Origin of the sequence: Embleya scabrispora (assembly GCF_002024165.1) — a bacterium.
GTDB classification, from domain to species: domain Bacteria; phylum Actinomycetota; class Actinomycetes; order Streptomycetales; family Streptomycetaceae; genus Embleya; species Embleya scabrispora_A.
Genome location: NZ_MWQN01000001.1, coordinates 5,927,798 through 5,945,258, shown reverse-complemented (window position 1 = coordinate 5,945,258; position 17,461 = coordinate 5,927,798). Strand labels below are relative to the sequence as shown.

15 protein-coding genes are annotated in these 17,461 nt (G+C 72.0%); 8 read left to right on the top strand and 7 right to left on the bottom strand.

Going from position 1 to position 17,461, the window contains the following annotated elements; genetic code table 11:
- Positions 1 to 15 precede the first annotated feature (15 nt).
- Positions 16 to 666: a TetR/AcrR family transcriptional regulator gene (locus B4N89_RS26085; RefSeq protein ID WP_078978234.1), complete on the top strand. Its 651-nt coding sequence runs from the start codon at positions 16 to 18 to the stop codon at positions 664 to 666.
- An 18-nt stretch (positions 667 to 684) separates the two neighbouring features.
- Here B4N89_RS26085 and B4N89_RS26080 read toward each other — a convergent pair whose 3' ends face one another.
- On the bottom strand, positions 685 to 1,926 hold the full coding sequence (locus B4N89_RS26080; protein WP_078978233.1) for a HEAT repeat domain-containing protein: 1,242 nt from the start codon (positions 1,924 to 1,926) through the stop codon (positions 685 to 687).
- A gap of 97 nt (positions 1,927 to 2,023) precedes the next feature.
- Here B4N89_RS26080 and B4N89_RS26075 point away from each other — a divergent pair, with 97 nt between their 5' ends.
- From B4N89_RS26075 to B4N89_RS26065, 3 genes are all read left to right on the top strand, one after another.
- Positions 2,024 to 2,605 (top strand): TetR/AcrR family transcriptional regulator, encoded by a 582-nt coding sequence (locus B4N89_RS26075; RefSeq protein WP_078979638.1) that lies wholly within the window; start codon positions 2,024 to 2,026, stop codon positions 2,603 to 2,605.
- 129 nt (positions 2,606 to 2,734) lie between these two features.
- Positions 2,735 to 3,964 (top strand): Cmx/CmrA family chloramphenicol efflux MFS transporter, encoded by a 1,230-nt coding sequence (locus tag B4N89_RS26070; RefSeq protein WP_078978232.1) that lies wholly within the window; start codon positions 2,735 to 2,737, stop codon positions 3,962 to 3,964.
- A 237-nt stretch (positions 3,965 to 4,201) separates the two neighbouring features.
- A complete protein-coding gene (locus B4N89_RS26065; RefSeq protein ID WP_078978231.1) occupies positions 4,202 to 5,884 on the top strand; it encodes an amino acid permease in 1,683 nt (560 codons plus the stop codon).
- Positions 5,885 to 5,932: 48 nt separating this feature from the next.
- Here the strand turns inward: B4N89_RS26065 and B4N89_RS26060 are convergent, their stop codons facing one another.
- A complete protein-coding gene (locus tag B4N89_RS26060) occupies positions 5,933 to 6,310 on the bottom strand; it encodes an RNA-binding S4 domain-containing protein (protein ID WP_078978230.1) in 378 nt (125 codons plus the stop codon).
- A 146-nt stretch (positions 6,311 to 6,456) separates the two neighbouring features.
- On the opposite strand from B4N89_RS26060, the gene B4N89_RS26055 reads away from it, so the two are divergent.
- Positions 6,457 to 7,722, top strand: coding sequence for a serine hydrolase domain-containing protein (locus tag B4N89_RS26055; RefSeq protein WP_235618791.1), 1,266 nt, complete (start codon positions 6,457 to 6,459; stop codon positions 7,720 to 7,722).
- On the top strand, positions 7,719 to 8,954 hold the full coding sequence (locus B4N89_RS26050; RefSeq protein ID WP_078978229.1) for a serine hydrolase domain-containing protein: 1,236 nt from the start codon (positions 7,719 to 7,721) through the stop codon (positions 8,952 to 8,954). Before B4N89_RS26055 ends, B4N89_RS26050 begins: the two co-directional genes overlap by 4 nt.
- A gap of 9 nt (positions 8,955 to 8,963) precedes the next feature.
- On the opposite strand, the gene B4N89_RS26045 is transcribed toward B4N89_RS26050, so the two are convergent.
- The 5 genes from B4N89_RS26045 to B4N89_RS26025 form a co-directional block, all read right to left on the bottom strand.
- The gene (locus tag B4N89_RS26045; protein ID WP_078978228.1) at positions 8,964 to 9,194 is read right to left on the bottom strand and encodes a phosphopantetheine-binding protein; all 231 of its coding nucleotides are present in this window, start codon (positions 9,192 to 9,194) and stop codon (positions 8,964 to 8,966) included.
- A 7-nt stretch (positions 9,195 to 9,201) separates the two neighbouring features.
- Positions 9,202 to 9,834: an isochorismatase family protein gene (locus B4N89_RS26040; protein ID WP_078978227.1), complete on the bottom strand. Its 633-nt coding sequence runs from the start codon at positions 9,832 to 9,834 to the stop codon at positions 9,202 to 9,204.
- Positions 9,835 to 9,883: 49 nt separating this feature from the next.
- Entirely contained in the window at positions 9,884 to 11,551 is a 1,668-nt protein-coding gene (locus B4N89_RS26035) for a (2,3-dihydroxybenzoyl)adenylate synthase (protein ID WP_078978226.1), read from the bottom strand.
- Entirely contained in the window at positions 11,548 to 12,735 is a 1,188-nt protein-coding gene (gene dhbC / locus B4N89_RS26030; protein WP_235618790.1) for an isochorismate synthase DhbC, read from the bottom strand. Before dhbC ends, B4N89_RS26035 begins: the two co-directional genes overlap by 4 nt.
- Before the next feature lie 248 nt (positions 12,736 to 12,983).
- Entirely contained in the window at positions 12,984 to 13,763 is a 780-nt protein-coding gene (locus tag B4N89_RS26025) for a 2,3-dihydro-2,3-dihydroxybenzoate dehydrogenase (RefSeq protein ID WP_078978224.1), read from the bottom strand.
- A gap of 160 nt (positions 13,764 to 13,923) precedes the next feature.
- Between B4N89_RS26025 and fhuB the strand changes: the two genes are divergently transcribed.
- A complete protein-coding gene (gene fhuB / locus B4N89_RS26020; RefSeq protein ID WP_078978223.1) occupies positions 13,924 to 16,305 on the top strand; it encodes a Fe(3+)-hydroxamate ABC transporter permease FhuB in 2,382 nt (793 codons plus the stop codon).
- A gap of 134 nt (positions 16,306 to 16,439) precedes the next feature.
- The gene (locus B4N89_RS26015; protein WP_078978222.1) at positions 16,440 to 17,375 is read left to right on the top strand and encodes an RNA polymerase sigma factor SigF; all 936 of its coding nucleotides are present in this window, start codon (positions 16,440 to 16,442) and stop codon (positions 17,373 to 17,375) included.
- Positions 17,376 to 17,461: the final 86 nt, after the last annotated feature.

Here is a 17,461-nt window from a genome sequence, read left to right as displayed (position 1 = left end):
GAAACAGGAGGGGTCATGAGCACGTCCGCGACCGACGGGCGAGTCCGCAAGGGCGATCGCACCCGGCAGGCGATCGTCCACCGGGCCGCCGACATCGCCTCGATGGAGGGACTGGAAGGCCTGTCCATCGGCCGGCTCGCGAGCGACCTGGAGATCAGCAAGAGCGGGGTGTTCGCCCACTTCGGTTCCAAGGAGGAATTGCAACTCGCGGCGATCGGCGCGGCGGTCGAGGTCTACGTGGACCATGTGGTGACCCCGGCGATGGAGGGGCCTGCCGGCCTGGTCCGGCTGTGGCGGCTGACCGAGCGCTGGATCGCCTACTCGCGCGACCGGGTCTTCCCCGGTGGTTGCTTCTTCTTCAACACCGCCGCCGAATTCGACGCCCGCCCGGGCCGGGTCCGCGACGCACTGGCCGGCGCCTGGAGCGGCTGGCGCGCCCTGCTGATCGCCGAGGCCGAGGCCGCGAAATCCCGGGGCGAGGCCCACCGGGACCTGGACACGGCCCAACTCGTCTTCGAGATCATCGCGTTCCTGGAAGCCGCCAACGGCATCAGCGTCCTGCACGACGACGAGGACGCCTACACCCGGGCCGGCACCGCCATCCGCGCCCGCCTGCTGTCGGCCGCCACCGACCCGGAGGCGCTGCGCGCGCCGATGACGGAGTAGCCCGCACCCCGCCGGGGCTCAGTCCTGCGCCAACCCCGCGTACCTCCGGCACGCCGCCCGGTCGTCCGGCAGATCGCGCGCCCGCAGCAACTCTCGGAAGTCGACCCACTTCCAGGTGTCCACATCCAGTTCGGCCAGGGTCGCCACGACCCGGCGCCGCGCCGCCGACAAGTCGGCGAAGGCCGGCGCCGGCGCACCGAGCGCCTCCGTGCCGAAGGCCAGGCGAAGCGCCGCGTCCGTGATGGCGAAGGCCGAGGGGCCGGAGGTGCGGGACAATCCGGCCAGGATCGATTCCAGTACGTCGACCGGGAGTTCGCCGGCTTCGAGGGCGGCCAGACTGCTCGACGCGTAGGCTCGCAGATCCCCGTCGAAGAAGCCCATCGGGACCGCCTCGTCGTCGGCCGGCGGGTCCACCGTGCAGGCTGCGAGTTCGGCGATCACCTCCAGGTCGGCCGCACCGAGGCGGGCCAGTGCGGTCGCCGCCGCCCAGCGGGCCAGGGGCTCGTCGGCACCCTGGTGGTACGCCCGCAGCGGGGCGATCTGGGCCGCGTCGCCGAGCAGGCCGATCGCCACGATCGCGTTCGCCGCGACGCCCGGCACCGATTCGGTCGCCGGCAGGTCGCGCAGCCGGGGCAGGATCCGCGGCGCCTCCTCGGGAAACCAGCCGACCGCGTACGCCGCCGCCGCCCGCAGCCGCGGATCCGGATCGGTCAGCACACCGCACAGCGTCGGCACGCCGGCGCGCACCGCGTCGTAGGCGCGCAGTTCGTACTCGGCCGCCCGGCACGACCGCTCGAAGTCGAAGGTGTCCCGCCGCCGCTCCCGGGCGCGTCGTTCGGCCTCCCCGTCGGCCTGCGCGATCCACCCGTCGAACCGCCGCCTGGCCCCCTCCGCGCCCCCCGCGCGCGCCTGGCGCACCGCCGCGCGCCAAGCGGCGATCGCCACCCCGTCGGGAAGGTGTACCTCGTCGAATCCGATCGCCAACGCCGCAAGCAGGTGCACCAGTTCGGCCCGATCGGGGGTGCCCGGATCCGCGACGAGCGCGAGCAGGAACGGTACGGCGTGCGCCGTCGCCTCGTATCGGCTGCCCTGGTGAAAGATATTGCCGTAGAGCGCGTCCAGCGCCCGCCCCCGCTCCCCCGCGTCCGCCGAGCGCAACGCGCGCAGTTGTTCCGGCACGTCCTCGGCCGAGCCGTACGCGTGTCCCGAACCCGCCCAGTCGATCCCGTCCAGCCCGGCCAAAGGCCCCCACTCCACCATGGTCGACAATCTTTCCCTCTCGGGCGCGCGGCGTCGACGGTCGGGGGCGATCAACCTTATTGGACCACTCATTACAAAACCTGCTAGCGTGCTCCGCATGGCCCGACCACGGAAGTTCGACGAGGAACAGGCGGTCCAGGCCGCGCTCGACGCGTTCTGGCGGGCGGGCTACGAGGCCACCTCGACGCAGGACCTGTGCGACGCGACCGGCCTCGGCCGCAGCAGCATCTACAACACGTTCAGCAGCAAACGCGATCTGTTCCTGCGGGCACTGCGGCGCTACATCGAGCACATGACGAGCGTCCAGGTGGCGAACCTGGAGAGCGATCGGCCCGTGCACGAGAAGATCCGCGACCTGCTGACCACGATCGTGGTCGACGAGACCGACAACCCCGGCGACCGGCGCGGCTGCCTGGTGGTCAACACCGCGATCGAACTGTCCGGCCGCGACGTCGAGGTGACCGCACTGCTCGAACGGGACTACCTCCGCCGGCACGCGGCGATCAAGGCCGCGATCGACGCCGGACGGCTCGATGGCGACATCGACCGGGACAAGGACGCCGACGCCCTCGCCCACGCCGTGATCGGCGCGGTGTCGGGAATCCGGCTCGCCGCCCGCAGCGGGGTGAACCGTGCGGGGCTGACGGCGATCGCGGAGACGACACTCGCGGCGCTCTAGCGACCCGCGCACACCGAGCCGACCCGGCGCGCCCGCCGCGACCTTCGGCCGCGCCCACGTCTGCCCTGATTTTGAACCGAACATTCCAAAACGCGAACGCACACCGCACCACCGACTCGGGAGTCCCCCATGCCCCTGGCCGTCTACGTCCTCGGACTCGGCATATTCGCCCAAGGCACCTCGGAGTTCATGCTCTCCGGACTGCTGGAGACGATGGCCGCCGACCTCGGCGTCTCCATCCCCGACGCCGGGCTGCTGATCTCGGCCTTCGCCGTCGGCATGGTCATCGGCGCGCCCCTGCTCGCCGTACTCACCCTGCACTGGCCGCGACGTACCGCCCTGATCGCCTTCCAGAGCGTGTTCGTCCTGGGCCACGTGGTCGGCGCGCTCGCCCCCGGCTACTGGCTGATTCTCGCCACCCGCGTGGTCAGCGCCATCGCCTACGCCGGCTTCTGGGCGGTGGCGGCCGTCACCGCCATCGGCCTGGTCGCCCCGAACGCGCGGGCCAAGGCGATGGCGGTGGTCGCGGGCGGGTTGTCCCTGGCCACCGTGGTCGGCCTTCCGCTCGGCACCATGATCGGCAATTGGGCCGGCTGGCGCGCGGCCTTCTGGGCGGTCGCCCTGCTCACCGCGCTGAGCACGGTCGCGGTATACGCGGTCCTGCCCGGCGGCCACACCACGGACGAGGCGCCGCGCTCGGTCCGGACCGAACTGCGCGCCATGCGCCGGCCGCGACTGTGGGTCGCGTACACCACGACGGCGGCCGGTTTCGGCGCCGTGGTCGCGGTGTTCAGTTACCTCGGCACGATGCTGACCAACACCACCGGGATCGGCGAGGCGTGGGTACCGCTGGTGTTGTCCTGGTACGGGGTGGGCGCGGTGGTCGGGATCACGATCGGCGGACGGGTGGCCGACGAACACCCGTTCGCCACCCTGTACGGCAGCATCGGCACGATCGTGGTCGTGTCCCTGCTGCTCGCGCTGACCGCACACCACGTGCCGGCCACCTTCGTCCTGGTCTTCCTGCTCGGCGTGGGCGGCTTCGCGGCCAATCCGGCCGTCAACGCCCGGGTGTTCGCCATCGCGTCCGACGCCCCCACCCTCGCCGGCGCGGCCAACACGGCGGCGTTCAACGTCGGCATCACCGTCGGCCCACTGCTCGGCGGCCGGGTGATCGCGGCCGGCTTCGGCTACGCCGCGGTCGCGTGGGTCGGCGTCGCGCTGGGTCTGATCGCGCTGGCGAGCGCCTGGACGGACTCCCGCATGCGCGGGCGTACATCCGCGCACGTCGCGCAGCCGACCGCCGAGCACCCGGCCGCCGAGCACTCGGCCGCCGAAGCGACCCGGGTGCCGGCCTGAGCGGCGCCCGGCGGCGACGCGGTCGCGCGGTGTCGGGTTCGTGGCCGAGGGTAACCGGCCCGCCACCCCGCGACACCTGCCGTCCCAAGTGCCTGACACAGCATCAGTTCCCTTGATTTTTCCGGCCTTCGGGGCTGCCGGGCGGCTTGCCGGGGGGTCTAATCTGATCCTCTGCTGCAATGGTCCGTTTTCGGTCAAACGGGTGTAAACCACCCGGCTAGGACAGGACGGTTCGCCATGGTCTCCACCGACCCCGCAAGACCCTCCTCGCCCGAACCGCCCCTGCGTCGCGCAGCCGGCGAGAAGGGCCTCAAGACCGGCGCCCTGGGCCTCGCGTCCAGCGTCGTGATCGGGCTCGCCTCCACCGCACCGGCCTACAGCCTGGCCGCCACCCTCGGCATCATCGTCGCGGGCGTCGGCCTGCAATCGCCGATCGTCATGGTCCTGGCCTTCGTCCCGATGTTCCTGATCGCCTACGGCTACAAGGAACTGAACGAGGACAACCCGGACTGCGGCACCACCTTCACCTGGGGATCGCGCACGTTCGGCCCGATGACCGGCTGGATGGGCGGTTGGGCGATCATCGTCGCGGACGTCGTCGTGATGGCCAACCTCGCGCAGATCGCCGGCCAGTACGGCTTCCAACTGGTCGGCGCCCACGGCCTCGCCGAGGACACGTTCTGGACCACCTTCGCGGGCGTCGTCTGGATCGTCCTGATGACCTGGATCTGCTACGTCGGCATCGAACTGTCCGCCAACCTGCAGAAGGTACTGCTGACCATCGAGATCGTGGTCCTGGTCGCCCTCGGCCTCACCGCGCTCTGGAAGGTCTACCTCGGCAACGCCCCGGACGGCTCGGTCCACGTCGCGTGGTCCTGGTTCGACCCGTTCGAGATCGACTCCGTCGACGCGCTGACGAAGGGCGTCCTGGCCGCGGTGTTCATCTACTGGGGCTGGGACACGGCCGTGTCGATCAACGAGGAGACCGCGGACTCCGCGCGCACCCCCGGCCGGGCCGCGGTGATCTCGACCGTCCTGCTCCTCCTGATCTACGTCCTGATCAGCACCTCGGCGCTGTCCTTCGCGGGCGCCGGCGACACCGGCAACGGTCTGGCCAATCCGGACAACTCCGGGGACGTACTGTCCAGCCTCGGTTCGAGCGTCTTCGGCAGTGTCGGATTCGGCTGGTTCATGGCCAAGTTGCTGGTGTTCATGGTGCTGACCTCGTCGGCGGCGTCCACCCAGACCACCATCCTGCCGACCGCGCGCACCGCGCTGTCGATGGCCGCGCACCGGGCCATCCCGGCGAAGTTCGCGCGTGTGCACACCCGCAACCAGGTGCCGACCTGGTCCACGGTCGGCATGGGGATCGCGTCGGTGGCCTTCTACGTGGCGATCACCCGAGTCAGCACGAACGTCCTGACCGACTCCATCGGTTCGATCGGCCTGGCCATCGCGTTCTACTACGGCATCACCGGCTTCGCCTGCGTCTGGTACCACCGGCGCGTGCTCACCCGCAGCCGGCGCGACCTGCTCACCAAGGGCATCATGCCGGGGCTCGGCGGCGCGCTGCTGGCGTACTTCTTCGTCGACGCCTGCTATGTCTACTCGGACAAGGACTACGGCACGACGTACTGGAGCCTGCCGTTCGCGCCGCACTGGCAGCTCGGCGGGGTGTTCCTGACCGGGATCGGCGCACTGTTGCTCGGCGCCGTGCTCATGCTCGGGTACCGGTTCGTCGCGCCGTCGTTCTTCCGCGGCGAGACGCTGCCGCGCGCGGTGGCACCGCGGGACGCCGTGGTCGAGTGGGTGGGGACGGCGGGGTCTCCGGGGACGACTGGGTCTGCTGGGTCTGCCGGGTCGACTGGGTCTGCTGGGTCGGGGAAGAGCGAGGGACCCTCGGGACCCACCGCGCTCTGACCCGCGTGGGTGGGCCCACTCCGCTCGGTGGGCCCACCGCGCCATCGGTCAGTGCTCGCGGAACTGCTCCAGGAGGCGGCGGTCGCGCTTGGTCGGGCGGCCCGTGCCGCGGTCGCGTTGGGGAACCATCAGGACCTCGTCCCGAGGCGGACGCGGCGGGCTGTTGTCGGTCAGGCACTCGGCGGCCACCGGCGGGCCGACCCGCTTGCGCACGATGCGCTTGACCACGACGATCCGCTCGTAGCCGTCCACGCGCACCCGCACCTCGTCCCCGACCTTGACGGTCTGCGCGGGCTTGACCTTGTCCCCGTTGACCCGCACGTGCCCGGCCTTGCAGGCCGCGGCGGCAAGCGAGCGGGTCTTGGTCAGCCGCACCGACCAGATCCAACTGTCGACCCGAACGGTCGTCCCCTCGTCTGTTGCCATGCCCCGACTCTAACCCGCCCGGTTCGGTTGACCCCACCTCCGCGCACCGGGCTCCACCCCTGCCGGTTCGGGTGCCCGCACGGTCGTTGCGGCATCCCGTCGGGCGGGACCCTCGGGGGATACCCGTGCGTCCCCGAGGAGTCGGCGTGTTCCCGAATACGATCCACCTGCCCGGAAATCCCACCGCCGTGACCCGTCGCCGGTGCTGCGTACTGGCCGTCACGCTGGCCGGGTCCGCCGTGGTCGCCACCGCGCCCGCCGCCGCTGCCGCCACTGCCACCGCCACTGCCGCGCACGGGGCACAGGCGGGCGGTGCGCGACTGCGCCGGGAGGCGGAGTGGCTGCTTCGCGAGGGTGGCTACGTCAATGTCGCGATCCTGCTCCGGGACGGATCCGAACGGATCGAGGCAAGCGCCGGACCCGGCGACCTGCGTACCGGGCAACCGATGCCGCGCGGCGGCGCCTTGCGGGCGGGCAGTGCCACCAAGGCGTTCGTGGCCACGGTCGTCCTGCAACTGGTCGCCGAGCGGCGGTTGTCGCTCACCGACTCGGTGGACCGGTGGTTGCCGGGCTTGGTGGCCGGCAACGGCAACGACGGGCGCCGGGTGAGCGTGCGCAACCTGCTGGGTCACACCAGTGGACTGCACAATTACAGCAACGAACTCGGCGACACCGCCGCCGACTTCGAGCGGCTGCGGTTTCGCCACACGGGGCCGGCCGAGCTCGTCGCCGCCGCGCTGCGGTTCCCGCCGAGCTTCCCGCCCGCCGCACCCGACGACCCGGCGCCGAACTGGGAGTACTCGAACACCAATTATGTCCTGGCCGGGATGATCATCGAGCGGATCACCGGGCGACACTGGGCCGAGGAGGTGCGCGCCCGGGTCCTTCGCCCGCTCGGCCTCACCGGCACACACGCCCCCGGCGACGACCCGACCCTGCCCGCGCCGTACGCCCACTCGTACCACCGCTTCCCGGACCGGGACCAGTGGGTGGACACGACCGTACGCACCATGTCCTGGGCCGACGCCGCCGGCGAACTGGTCACCACGCACGCCGACTTGGAGCGCTTCTTCACCGCGCTGCTGCGCGGCCGGCTGCTCCCGCCGGCACACCTCGCGCTGATGCGCGAGACCGTACCGATGCCGCCCGACTTCGAGCAGGTGATGCCGGGCGTGCGGTGCGGTCTCGGCCTGATGCGCCAACCGCTGCCGTGCGGCGGGTATCGCTGGGGCCACGGCGGGGACGTCGAGGGCTCCAAGATCCGCGTCGGCGTCACCGAGCACGGCCGGCGCGGCGTGGTGATCGTGGCCAACGGCACCTACACGGACGACGAACACGGCCTGCGCGCCGAGGTGGCCGTGCAACAACTCACCGACCGCCTGCTCTGCCCCGAAGGGAGCGCGCGACGATGACCGCGCCGAACCGGACCCGCGGCAGGTTGCCACGCCCGACGGCCCTGGCCCTGGGCATCGCCCTGACCCTGACGACGGCCGGCCCGGGCGCGGCGGCGGCGAGCGCCGACTCCTCCGCCGACCCTCCCCCGGCCTCCCGCCTCCAGCGCGACACCGACGCGATCCACGCGGCCGGTGCGATCGGCGTCACCGTGCACTACACGGCTCGCCCGACGCCCGGCGGCCCCGCCACCGTCCGTACCGCTCGCAGCGGCGAGGCCGAACTGCACACCGGCCGGCCGCCGGCCCCGAACGGTCACTACCGCACCGGCAGTACGACCAAGACCTTCGTCGCCACCGTCGCCCTCCAACTGGTCGCCGAGGGCCGGCTGCGACTCGACGCCCCGATCGAGACCTGGCTCCCGGGCGTGGTGCGCGCCAACGGCAACGACGGCCGCCGCATCACGCTGCGCCATCTGCTCCAACACACCAGCGGCATTCCCGGCTACACCGCGCTGCCCGCCGCCGTACCCGCCCTGTACTCGGCGTCCGGCTACCGGGAGAACCGCTTCCGGCACTATCGGGCCGAGGAGTTGGTCGCCGCCGCGCTGACCCTGCCGAGCCGCTTCGAGCCGGGGAGTTCGTGGGCGTACTCGAACACCAACTACCTGCTGGTGGGCCTGATCATCCGGCAGGTCACCGGACGCTCGTGGGGCGAGGAGGTACAGGATCGGATCATCCGCCCCCTCGGCCTGCAGGACACCCGCGTCCCGGGCGACGATCCGTACCTGCCGCGGCCGCACGCGCGGGCGCAGCACACCTTCGCGGGCGACACCCGCCCGACCGACACGACCGTGCTCAACCACACCGTCGCCGACGCGTCGGGCGCCATCCACGGCACGCCGAGCGACATCGACCGGTTCTTCGTCGCGTTGTTGTCCGGCCGGCTGCTCGGCCCCGCCGAGTTGGCCGAGATGCGGCGCACCCACCCGATCCCCGACGAGCCCGGACGCGGTTACGGGCTGGGCCTGGAGAGCACCGAGTCGAGCTGCGGCGGCCGGTACTGGCACCACGGCGGCGACGACCTGGGCTTCTCCAGCGAGAACGGCGTCACCGCCGACGGGCGCCGCGCGGTCCTGGTGGTGCGCAACGGCGTCGACGCGAACGACGAGGCGGGCGGCGCACGGGTGGACGCGGCGACCAGGGCGCTGATCGACCACGCCCTGTGCGCCCCGGATCCACGCCACCCGTGAACCTGGCGACTACGGCCTCGGCGCGAGCAGTTGCGACCACCCCTCCAGTGTCGGCCGCTCCGCCAGGTCGGCGAAGTCCACGCTCACCCCGTGGTCGCGGGTCCAGCGCTCGACCAGCGCCATCACCCGGACCGAGTCCAGGCCGTAGTCGACCAGGTTCTCGTCGTCGGGGATGTCCGCCGGGTCCTCGCCGAGGATGTCGGCCACATCGGTGCGGATCAGTTCGAGGGTCAGGGCCATGTCCGGTCTACTTTCCCGCGAAGAGTGATTCGGTATCGGTGACCACCGCGCAGTTCGCGGCGGCCCAGGACAGGGCCATGCGGTGGTTGTCCGAGGTGAAGTCGGCCACCGCGTCGGCCACCACGAACGTCTGGATGTCCTGCATCCACGCGTCGCACGCGGTGGTGGTCACGCCGATGTGCGCGTACACCCCGACGATGATCAGTTGGTCGCGTTGCAGGTCGCGCATCCAGCGGCGCAACTCGGTGCGGACGAAGGCGCTGTACTTCCACTTGGTCAGCACGGTGTCGGCGGGGCCGGGCGCGACCGGTGCGGCGACGGCCGCCGCGTGCAGGTCGTCGGGCAGGCCGGGTCCCCAGAAGTCCTGTTGCAGGCCGCGCTGTTCGGCCGTTTGACCGCCGGGCTGCGCGGAGTAGACCACGGGTACGCCGAGTCGGTCGCAGTCGTCCTTGAGGCGGGCGACGTTGGCGAGCAGTTCGGTGATCGGCGACGCGTTCGGGGTGAACGCGGACAGGAAGTAGTTCTGGAGGTCGTGCACGAGGAGCGCGGCGCGGGTGGGGTCCACGGTCCAGTCCACCCGATTCGTCGGCAGGTCGGCCGAGGTCGGCATGGGGTAGGGGGCGATCTTGGGCAGGGCCATCGGGGAGGCGGTCCTTCGGGAGGTGGGTGATGGGGGTGGACGGGGGGTCTCAGCCGGCCCGGGTGGCCAGTCCGGCCGCGATCGCCGCGCGCAGGTCCTTCTTGCTGACCTTGCCGACGCCGGTATAGGGGAACGTCTCGACGAACTCGACGTGGTCGGGCACCTTGTAGCCGGCCAGGCCGCGCTCGCGGACGAAGCGGCGGATGGCCACGGGCTTGAGCGGTTCGGCGCCGGCGCGCAGGATCACGTACGCGCAGGTGCGTTCGCCCAGGTAGGCGTCCGGTACGGCGACCACGGCCGCGTCGTGTACGGACGGGTGGGCCAGGATGTGGTTCTCCACCTCCTCCGCCGCCACCTTCTCGCCGCCCCGGTTGATCTGATCCTTGGCCCGGCCCTCCACCACGAGGTGGCCGGAGGGGAGCCTGCGGACCACGTCGCCGGTGCGGTAGAAGCCGTCCTCGGTGAACGATCTCGCGTTGTGCTCGGGCGCGTTCCAGTAGCCGCGGATGGTGTAGGGGCCGCGCGTGAGCAGGTGTCCGGTCTCGCCGTCGGGGACCGGGACGTCGGCGTCGTCGACGACGCGGATCTCGTCGTCCGGGGAGATCGGCCGGCCCTGCGAGGTGACGATCACCTCGTCGGGGTCGTCCAGGCGGGTGTAGTTGACCAGGCCCTCGGCCATCCCGAACACCTGCTGCAGGGTGCAGCCGAGGGTCGGGGTGACCCGGCGGGCCGCCTCCTCGCTGAACTTGGCCCCGCCGACCAGGAGTACGCGCAGGCTGCCCAGGTCGTGGCCGCCGCGCTCGGCGGCCTCGGTCCAGGCGAGGGCGAGCGGCGGCACCACGCCGGTGATGGTCACCCGTTCGCGTTCGATCAGCGCGAAGGCGACGTCGGGGGTGGGCTTGGGGCACAACACCACGCGTGCGCCCGCGTAGAGCGCGCCGAGTGTGCCGGGCGAGCTGAGCGGGAAATTGTGGGCGGCCGGCAGCGCGCACAGGTACACGCTGTCCGCGTCCACCGCGCAGATCTCGTTGGAGCCGCGCAGCGAGTAGATGTAGTCGTCGTGGGTGCGCGGGATCAGCTTGGGCACGCCCGTACTTCCCCCGGACAGTTGCAGGAAGGCGAGATCGCCCGGGGCCGGCGGGTCGGTGATCTCGACCGGGTCGCGCTCGATGTCGACCAGCGCGGTGTGTTCGCCCGGGTCGCCGACCACCAGGACGTGCCGGAGCGTGGGCGTGGCCTCCTGCACCTCGGTCGCCAGGGCGCGGTGGTCGAAGCCGTCGGACACGTCGGGGATCACGTAGGCGACGGCCTCGCTGAACGCGCAGAAGTGGCCGATCTCGGTCCGGCGGTGCGCGGGCAGCGCGAACACCGGCAGGGCGCCGATCCGGAACAGGGCGAAGATCACGGCGAAGAACTCGGCCACGTTGGGCAGTTGCACCACGACCCGATCGCCCTTGACGACGCCGAGCGCGAGCAGTCCGGCGGCGACGCGGTCGGCTCGCTCGTCCAGGTCGCGGTAGGTCCAGTGGCGTTCGCCGTCCACGATGGCGACCCGGTCCGGGTGCGCGGCGGCGCGGTCGCGCAGGACGCCGCCGAAGGTCTCGCCGCGCCACCAGCCGGCCGCGCGGTAGCGCTCGGCGAACTCGGCGGGCCAAGTCGGCGCGGCCGAACCGGGGTTCGGAGTGCTCGCCGTGGTCGGCGTGCTCGGGGTGCTCATCGCTCACCCGCCACGGCGTGCAGGAACGTGCGGAACTTGGCCTCGGTCTCCGCGGTTTCCGCGTCCGGGGAGGAGTCCGCGACGATGCCGGCACCGGCGTACAGGCGCAGTACGTCGCTCGCCGCCTCGGCGCAGCGGATGGTGACCACCCATTCGCCGTCGCCGTCCGCGTCGCCCCAGCCGACCATGCCGGTGTACAGGCCCCGGTCGAAGGGTTCGAGGTCGGCTATGGTCTGCCGCGCGGTGGTCGTCGGGGTGCCGCAGACGGCCGGCGTCGGGTGCAGTGCGCAGGCCAACTCCAGGGCGGAGGCCCGTCTTTCCGGGTGCACGGTGCCGGTGACGGTGGTGGACAGGTGCCACATCGCGGCGGTGCAGACCAGGGTCGGCCGTTCGGGGATCTCCAGCGTGGCGCAGTGCGGGGCGAGCGCGTCCCGCACGGCCGCCACCACGACGGCGTGTTCGTGCAGGTCCTTCTCGGATTCGAGCAGGGCCATCGCGCGGCGTACGTCCTCGGCCAGGTCGGTGCTGCGCTTGGCGGATCCGGCGAGCGGGTTGGCGACCACACGGTCCCCGCGTCGGGAGACGAGCAGTTCGGGGCTGGCGCCGATCAGGGTGTGGTCGGGCCGGGTGCCCGGGACCGCGAAGGTGTACCCCTGCGGGTCGCGGCGGGCCAGGCGCTGCAACAGGACGGGTATGTCCGGCGGATCGGCCGCGTGCAGTTCCAGGGTGCGGGCGAGCACGACCTTGTCGAACGCCCCGGCGCGCATGCGCCGCACGGCTTCGGCGACGCCCGCGCGGTAGGCCTCCGGCGCGGGTACCGGACGGATGTCCCAGTCGGTCGGCGGCGGCGCGGGGGCGGGCAGTGCGATCAGCGGGTCGGCGGACAGCGGCGGCCCCCAGTCGATCGTGCCGGGCACCACGAGCGCGGCGGGTGCGCTCTGGTCGAACGGCACCGCGCCCAGCACGATCGGGGGCCGGCCGCCGACCGGGCTCGCGTCGGCCAGTGTCGCGGCCACGCGTGTCGGCAACGGGCGCGCGTCGTGCGCGACTTCGGCCTGTGTGCCGTGCGCGAGCAGGGTGCGGGTGGGGGACGCGAAGAAGCGTGTGTCGCCCGGACGATACGCCTCCAGCAGCGCGGTCGCCGCGCCCACTGTGGCCAGGCCGGTGGCTTCTGGGGTGGTCACCTTGAGGCTCCTTTGATTCTCCGACGGGGTGGTGCGGAGTCCGTGCGGCACCGACGACCGGCCGGTCGGCCGGTGGGCCGGGCGAGTGGGGCACGTCGAACGGATGCGCTGCGGTCCGCTTCCACGGTCTGCGGTTCCGGTCGCCGCGCGCGCGGTGCGTTGCCTTGCGTTGCGCGGGGGTGCAGGGTGCATGGTCCGATCCGCCGGGCGGCTCGTGGTCGAAGTCCCATACGAGGGGCGCCTGTTCGTCACACGTGCAGCGTGGCGCCGCCGTCGACGTACATGTTGTGCATGGTGATCTGCCGAGCTCGGTCCGAGGCCAGGAACACGACCGCCTCGGCGATGTCGGCGGGGTCCGCGATCCGGCCGAGCGGAATCCCGGTGCGCCACGTCGCCGGGTCGCCGTCGAGCACCCGCTTCGGCGCCTCGGGGTCGGTCCACAGGGCGCGTTGCATCGGGGTGTCGGTGGAACCCGGCGAGACCACGTTACAGCGCACACCGCTGCGTGCCAGCTCCAGTCCCAGACACATCGTGAACATCGTGGCGGCGGCCTTGGAGGCCGCGTAGGCCGCCATCCCGGTGCGCGGGATGCCGGCCGCGTTGGAGCCGACGGTGACGATGCTGCCGCGCCCGCGCGCGGCCATCGGTCCGGCCACCGCCCGGCCGGTGTGGAACACCCCGGTGGTGTTGACGGCGAAGGTGTCGGCCCAGTCCCGGTCGGTGAGTTCGGCCACCGGCGAGACGTGCAGCACACCGGCCACGTTGACCAGGATGTCGATCGGTCCGAGCCGGCGCTCGATCGCGGCGAGGGTGGTGTCGACCGCCGAGGCGTCGGTGACATCGAGCGGGTAGGCGATCACCGCGTCGGTGCCGTCGTCGGCCATCAGGTTTTCGACGCCGGTCGGATTGCGGTCGGTGGCGGCAACGGTCGCGCCGTGGTCGACGAGGGCCCGGACGACGGCGGCACCGATGCCCTGCGCGGCGCCGGTGACCACCGCGACGCGACCGGCGAGGTCTGATGGGTGCACGAAACTCCCCTTGGCAAGCACAACCCCGTTGATCGGGATTTAGGTTAGCCTAACCTAATATCGATCTCATGGTCGATCCCGGCGAGGCCTTCGACGCGGGCTCGAAGTCGGCGTGATGCGGCCTTCCAAGGGTGCTCGGTGGTTAGGTTAGCCTCACTTTATGACTGTGCATCAGCCGATTCTGCAAAACCTGGGTGGCCCGCCGAGCTTGTCCACCGACGCCACGCCCGGGGCGCACTCGGACGATCGCCGCGACGACCCCTCGGGGCGCGCGGCCGGTCGGCGTACGGTCCTGATCGCCGCGATCGCGCTGACCGCGACGGTGGTGGTGCTGACCGGGATCTCGCTTTCGGTGGGCGCCGGCGAGGTCGGTGTCGGCGGCGCCTTCGACTACATATTCAACCGGCACGGCGCCCGCTCCGACAGTCATCTGACCCTGGTCATTCGCGATCTGCGGCTGCCGCGCACGCTCACCGCGTTGCTCACCGGCGCCGCGTTGGGCACGGCGGGCTGTCTGTTGCAGACCGTCACCCGCAACCCGCTCGCCGAGACCGGCCTGCTCGGGGTCAACGCGGGGGCCTCGCTCGGCGTCGTGCTCGGCATCACCCTGGTCGGCGTGCAGACCGGATACGGCTATCTGGTCTGGGCGTTCGCCGGCGCCGCCGTGGCCGGGCTGCTGGTCCTGGCCATCTCCGCCCGACGCGGCGGCGGTTCGCCGATGCGGCTGGTGCTCGCGGGCGCCGCGCTGAGCGCCACCTTCGGCGGGATCACCAACATCCTGATCGTCAACTCCACCGAGGCGTACGACAACTTCCGCTTCTGGATCCTCGGTTCGCTGGCCGGCATCCAGGGCTTCGACTCGCTCGGCAGCCTCGCGCCGGTGCTCGCCGGCGGGTTCGTGCTCGCCGTACTGGTCTCGCGGTCGTTGTCGGCACTGGTCCTGGGCGACGACCTGGCGCGCGGGCTCGGCCATCGCCCGGCGCTGACCCGGGCCCTGGTCGCGGTGTCGGTGACGCTGCTCACCGCGTCGTCGGTGGCCCTGGTCGGCCCGATCTCCTTCCTCGGTCTGCTCGCCGGTTTCCTCGCCCGGACCCTGGCCGGCCCGCGCATCCTCGCCCAACTGTGCTTCTCCGCGCTGATCGGCGCGGCCGTACTGACCGCCGCCGACGTCGCGGCCCGGGTGGTGGCCCGGCCGTTCGAGGCGCCGGTCTCGGTGATCGTGGCGCTGATCGGCGCGCCGCTGTTGATCGGCGTGGTGCGGTCGCGGCGGCTGGGCGCGCTGGGGCTGACGGACGCGCCGGAGCCGACGTCGGCGTCGGGCGGGGGGGTCGGCGGGGCGGCTCGGGTGCGGCGCCTGCTCGGGATCGGGCGCGGGGGCGCGGGCGGGGGCGCCGGGGTGGCGCGTGCGGGCGCGGATGCGCGAGCGGGCGAGGATGCGCCCGAGTGCGAGGCGGCGCGTGCGGACGAGGCCGCGCGTTCGGCGGCGCTCGTGCGGCGCGTGCGCCGGTTGCCCGAGCATCTGGTGGTGCGCCGGGGTCGGTTCTCCCTGCTGTTGCCCGGTCGGGCGGTGCTGGCCACGACGCTGCTCGCGGTCGCGCTGGCCGCGGCGATCGTGGTGTCGGTGTACTCCGGCCAGCGCGAACTGGGCCTGGTCCGCACGTTCGACGCGATCCTCGGCCGGGGCGACCACTTCGACGTGCTGCTGGTCCGCGAGTTCCGCCTGGGTCGGATCGTGGCCGGCGCGGCGGCGGGCGCCGCCCTGGGCGTCGCGGGCTGCCTGACCCAGACACTGGCCCGAAACCGGCTCGCCACCCCGGAGTTGCTCGGCGTCAACGACGGCGCCACCGCCGCCGTCCTGATCTCGGTCAGCTTCAGCGCGAGCGGCTCGTTCGGTGCGTGGTGGGCCGGACCGATCGGCGCGCTCGTCGCCGCCGTGGTGGTCACCGCGGTCGCCGGCGGCCTGGGCCAACGCGGCTATCGGGTTCTGGTGGTCGGCCTGGCGTTGTCCGCGCTGGCGTCCGCGATCACCCAGGTGGTGCTCGCCCGGCGCTCGCTCAACTCGGCGAGCGCGCTGTACGTATGGAGTTCGGGCAGCCTGAACGGGCGCGGCTACAGCGTGGCATGGCCGGTACTGATCGGGCTCGCCGTACTGGTCCCGCTCGCCCTCGCGCTCGGGCGCAAGCTGGACGTGTTGCGCTTCGACGACTCCACCGCCTCCTCGCTCGGCCTGGATCCCGGCCGGATCCGGCTGGTCTGCCTGGTCGCGGCGGTCTGCCTGGCGGGTCTGGCGGTCGGGATCTGCGGGCCGGTGGGCTTCGTGGCGCTGGCCGCGCCGGTGATCGCCGGACGGTTGACCGGGCCGCTGCGGGTGCCCGTCCTCGGCTCGATGCTGGTCGGCGCGATCCTGATCGTGCTGGCCGACATGCTGGGCCGAATCGTCCTGGACGGCGCGGAGATTCCGGTCGGCGTGGTGACCACGGTGCTGGGCGGCCCGTTCCTGCTGTGGGTACTGCTGGGTCGGTCGGCCTCGGCACGCGCGTAAGGTGGGGGGCGCGGCCGGATCGTAATAATCCTCGGCGAAGGGGTGTACGCCGAAAGAGGCGGGGCAGTATGCCCGGACGTCGGAACAATGCACCGCGCCCACGCACCGCGTACGACAAGAGGGGAAGGCAGACGATGAACCCGAGCACGACGACCGCGACCACAGCCGCCGCGGAGATTGCTCACACGGCTCCTCCCGTCGCATTCCCGGCACTCGCGTCCTCGGCTCCGGAATCCTCGGTCGGCACGTCCGACGAATTCGCCGACCGGGTCTTCGACACCTTGGCTTCGCCCGATCACGCGGAGCCGACCGCGAGCGACGCCCGAGCGATGTCCAAGGTCCTCTTCGACCGACTGAGGGTGTTGGAGGAGGGCACGCACGAGTACCAGTACGTGCGCAACACCCTGATCGAACTCAATCTCCCCCTGGTCCGGTTCGTGGCCGGTCGCTACCGCTCGCGGCACGAGTCCGTCGAGGAGATGGTCCAGGTCGGCACCATCGGGCTGATCAAGGCGATCGACCGCTTCGACGCCTCGTTCGGGACCGAGTTCCCCACCTTCGCGATACCCACCATCTCGGGTGAGATCAAGCGCTTCTTCCGGGACACCAGCTGGGCCGTGCACGTGCCGCGGCGTCTTCAGGAGCTGCGGCTCGAACTGGCCCGCGCGCGGGACGCGTTCACCGGTCGGTTCGACCGTGAGCCCACCCCCGCCGAGCTGGCCGAATACCTGGGCATCAGCATCGAAGAGGTCACCGAGGGGCTGACCGCGGCGGCCGGCTACTCCGCCGCCTCGCTGGACGCGCCCACCTCGGAGGACGGTCCCGGCGACGGCTACTCCGGCCGCTCGTCCTACGTCGACCCCGGCTACGAGGTCGCGGAGAACCTGCATGTGCTCAAGCCGCTGCTGGCCGCGCTGCCGGAGCGGGATCGGGAAATCGTGTCGATGCGGTTCGGCCAGGAACTGACCCAGGCCCAGATCGGCGCCCGGCTCGGGATCTCCCAGATGCACGTCTCCCGCCTGCTCAGCCGCATCCTGACCCGGCTGCGCACGGAACTGCTCGCGGACTAGCGCACTTCGCGCCATTCACATACTTCGCATTCGGGGCGAATCGACCAGGGGCGGGGCCGCACGAACACGCGGCCCCGCCCCTGGTC

Excerpts from the sequence above, each read along its gene's own strand:
- B4N89_RS26015 (WP_078978222.1), top strand. The coding sequence starts at position 16,440 with ATGAACCCGAGCACGACGACCGCGACCACAGCCGCCGCGGAGATTGCT.
- fhuB (WP_078978223.1), top strand. The coding sequence starts at position 13,924 with ATGACTGTGCATCAGCCGATTCTGCAAAACCTGGGTGGCCCGCCGAGC.
- B4N89_RS26070 (WP_078978232.1), top strand. The coding sequence starts at position 2,735 with ATGCCCCTGGCCGTCTACGTCCTCGGACTCGGCATATTCGCCCAAGGC.
- B4N89_RS26045 (WP_078978228.1), bottom strand. The coding sequence starts at position 9,194 with ATGGCCCTGACCCTCGAACTGATCCGCACCGATGTGGCCGACATCCTC.
- B4N89_RS26080 (WP_078978233.1), bottom strand. The coding sequence starts at position 1,926 with ATGGTGGAGTGGGGGCCTTTGGCCGGGCTGGACGGGATCGACTGGGCG.
- B4N89_RS26065 (WP_078978231.1), top strand. The coding sequence starts at position 4,202 with ATGGTCTCCACCGACCCCGCAAGACCCTCCTCGCCCGAACCGCCCCTG.
- B4N89_RS26060 (WP_078978230.1), bottom strand. The coding sequence starts at position 6,310 with ATGGCAACAGACGAGGGGACGACCGTTCGGGTCGACAGTTGGATCTGG.
- B4N89_RS26075 (WP_078979638.1), top strand. The coding sequence starts at position 2,024 with ATGGCCCGACCACGGAAGTTCGACGAGGAACAGGCGGTCCAGGCCGCG.
- B4N89_RS26050 (WP_078978229.1), top strand. The coding sequence starts at position 7,719 with ATGACCGCGCCGAACCGGACCCGCGGCAGGTTGCCACGCCCGACGGCC.
- B4N89_RS26035 (WP_078978226.1), bottom strand. The coding sequence starts at position 11,551 with ATGAGCACCCCGAGCACGCCGACCACGGCGAGCACTCCGAACCCCGGT.
- B4N89_RS26040 (WP_078978227.1), bottom strand. The coding sequence starts at position 9,834 with ATGGCCCTGCCCAAGATCGCCCCCTACCCCATGCCGACCTCGGCCGAC.
- B4N89_RS26085 (WP_078978234.1), top strand. The coding sequence starts at position 16 with ATGAGCACGTCCGCGACCGACGGGCGAGTCCGCAAGGGCGATCGCACC.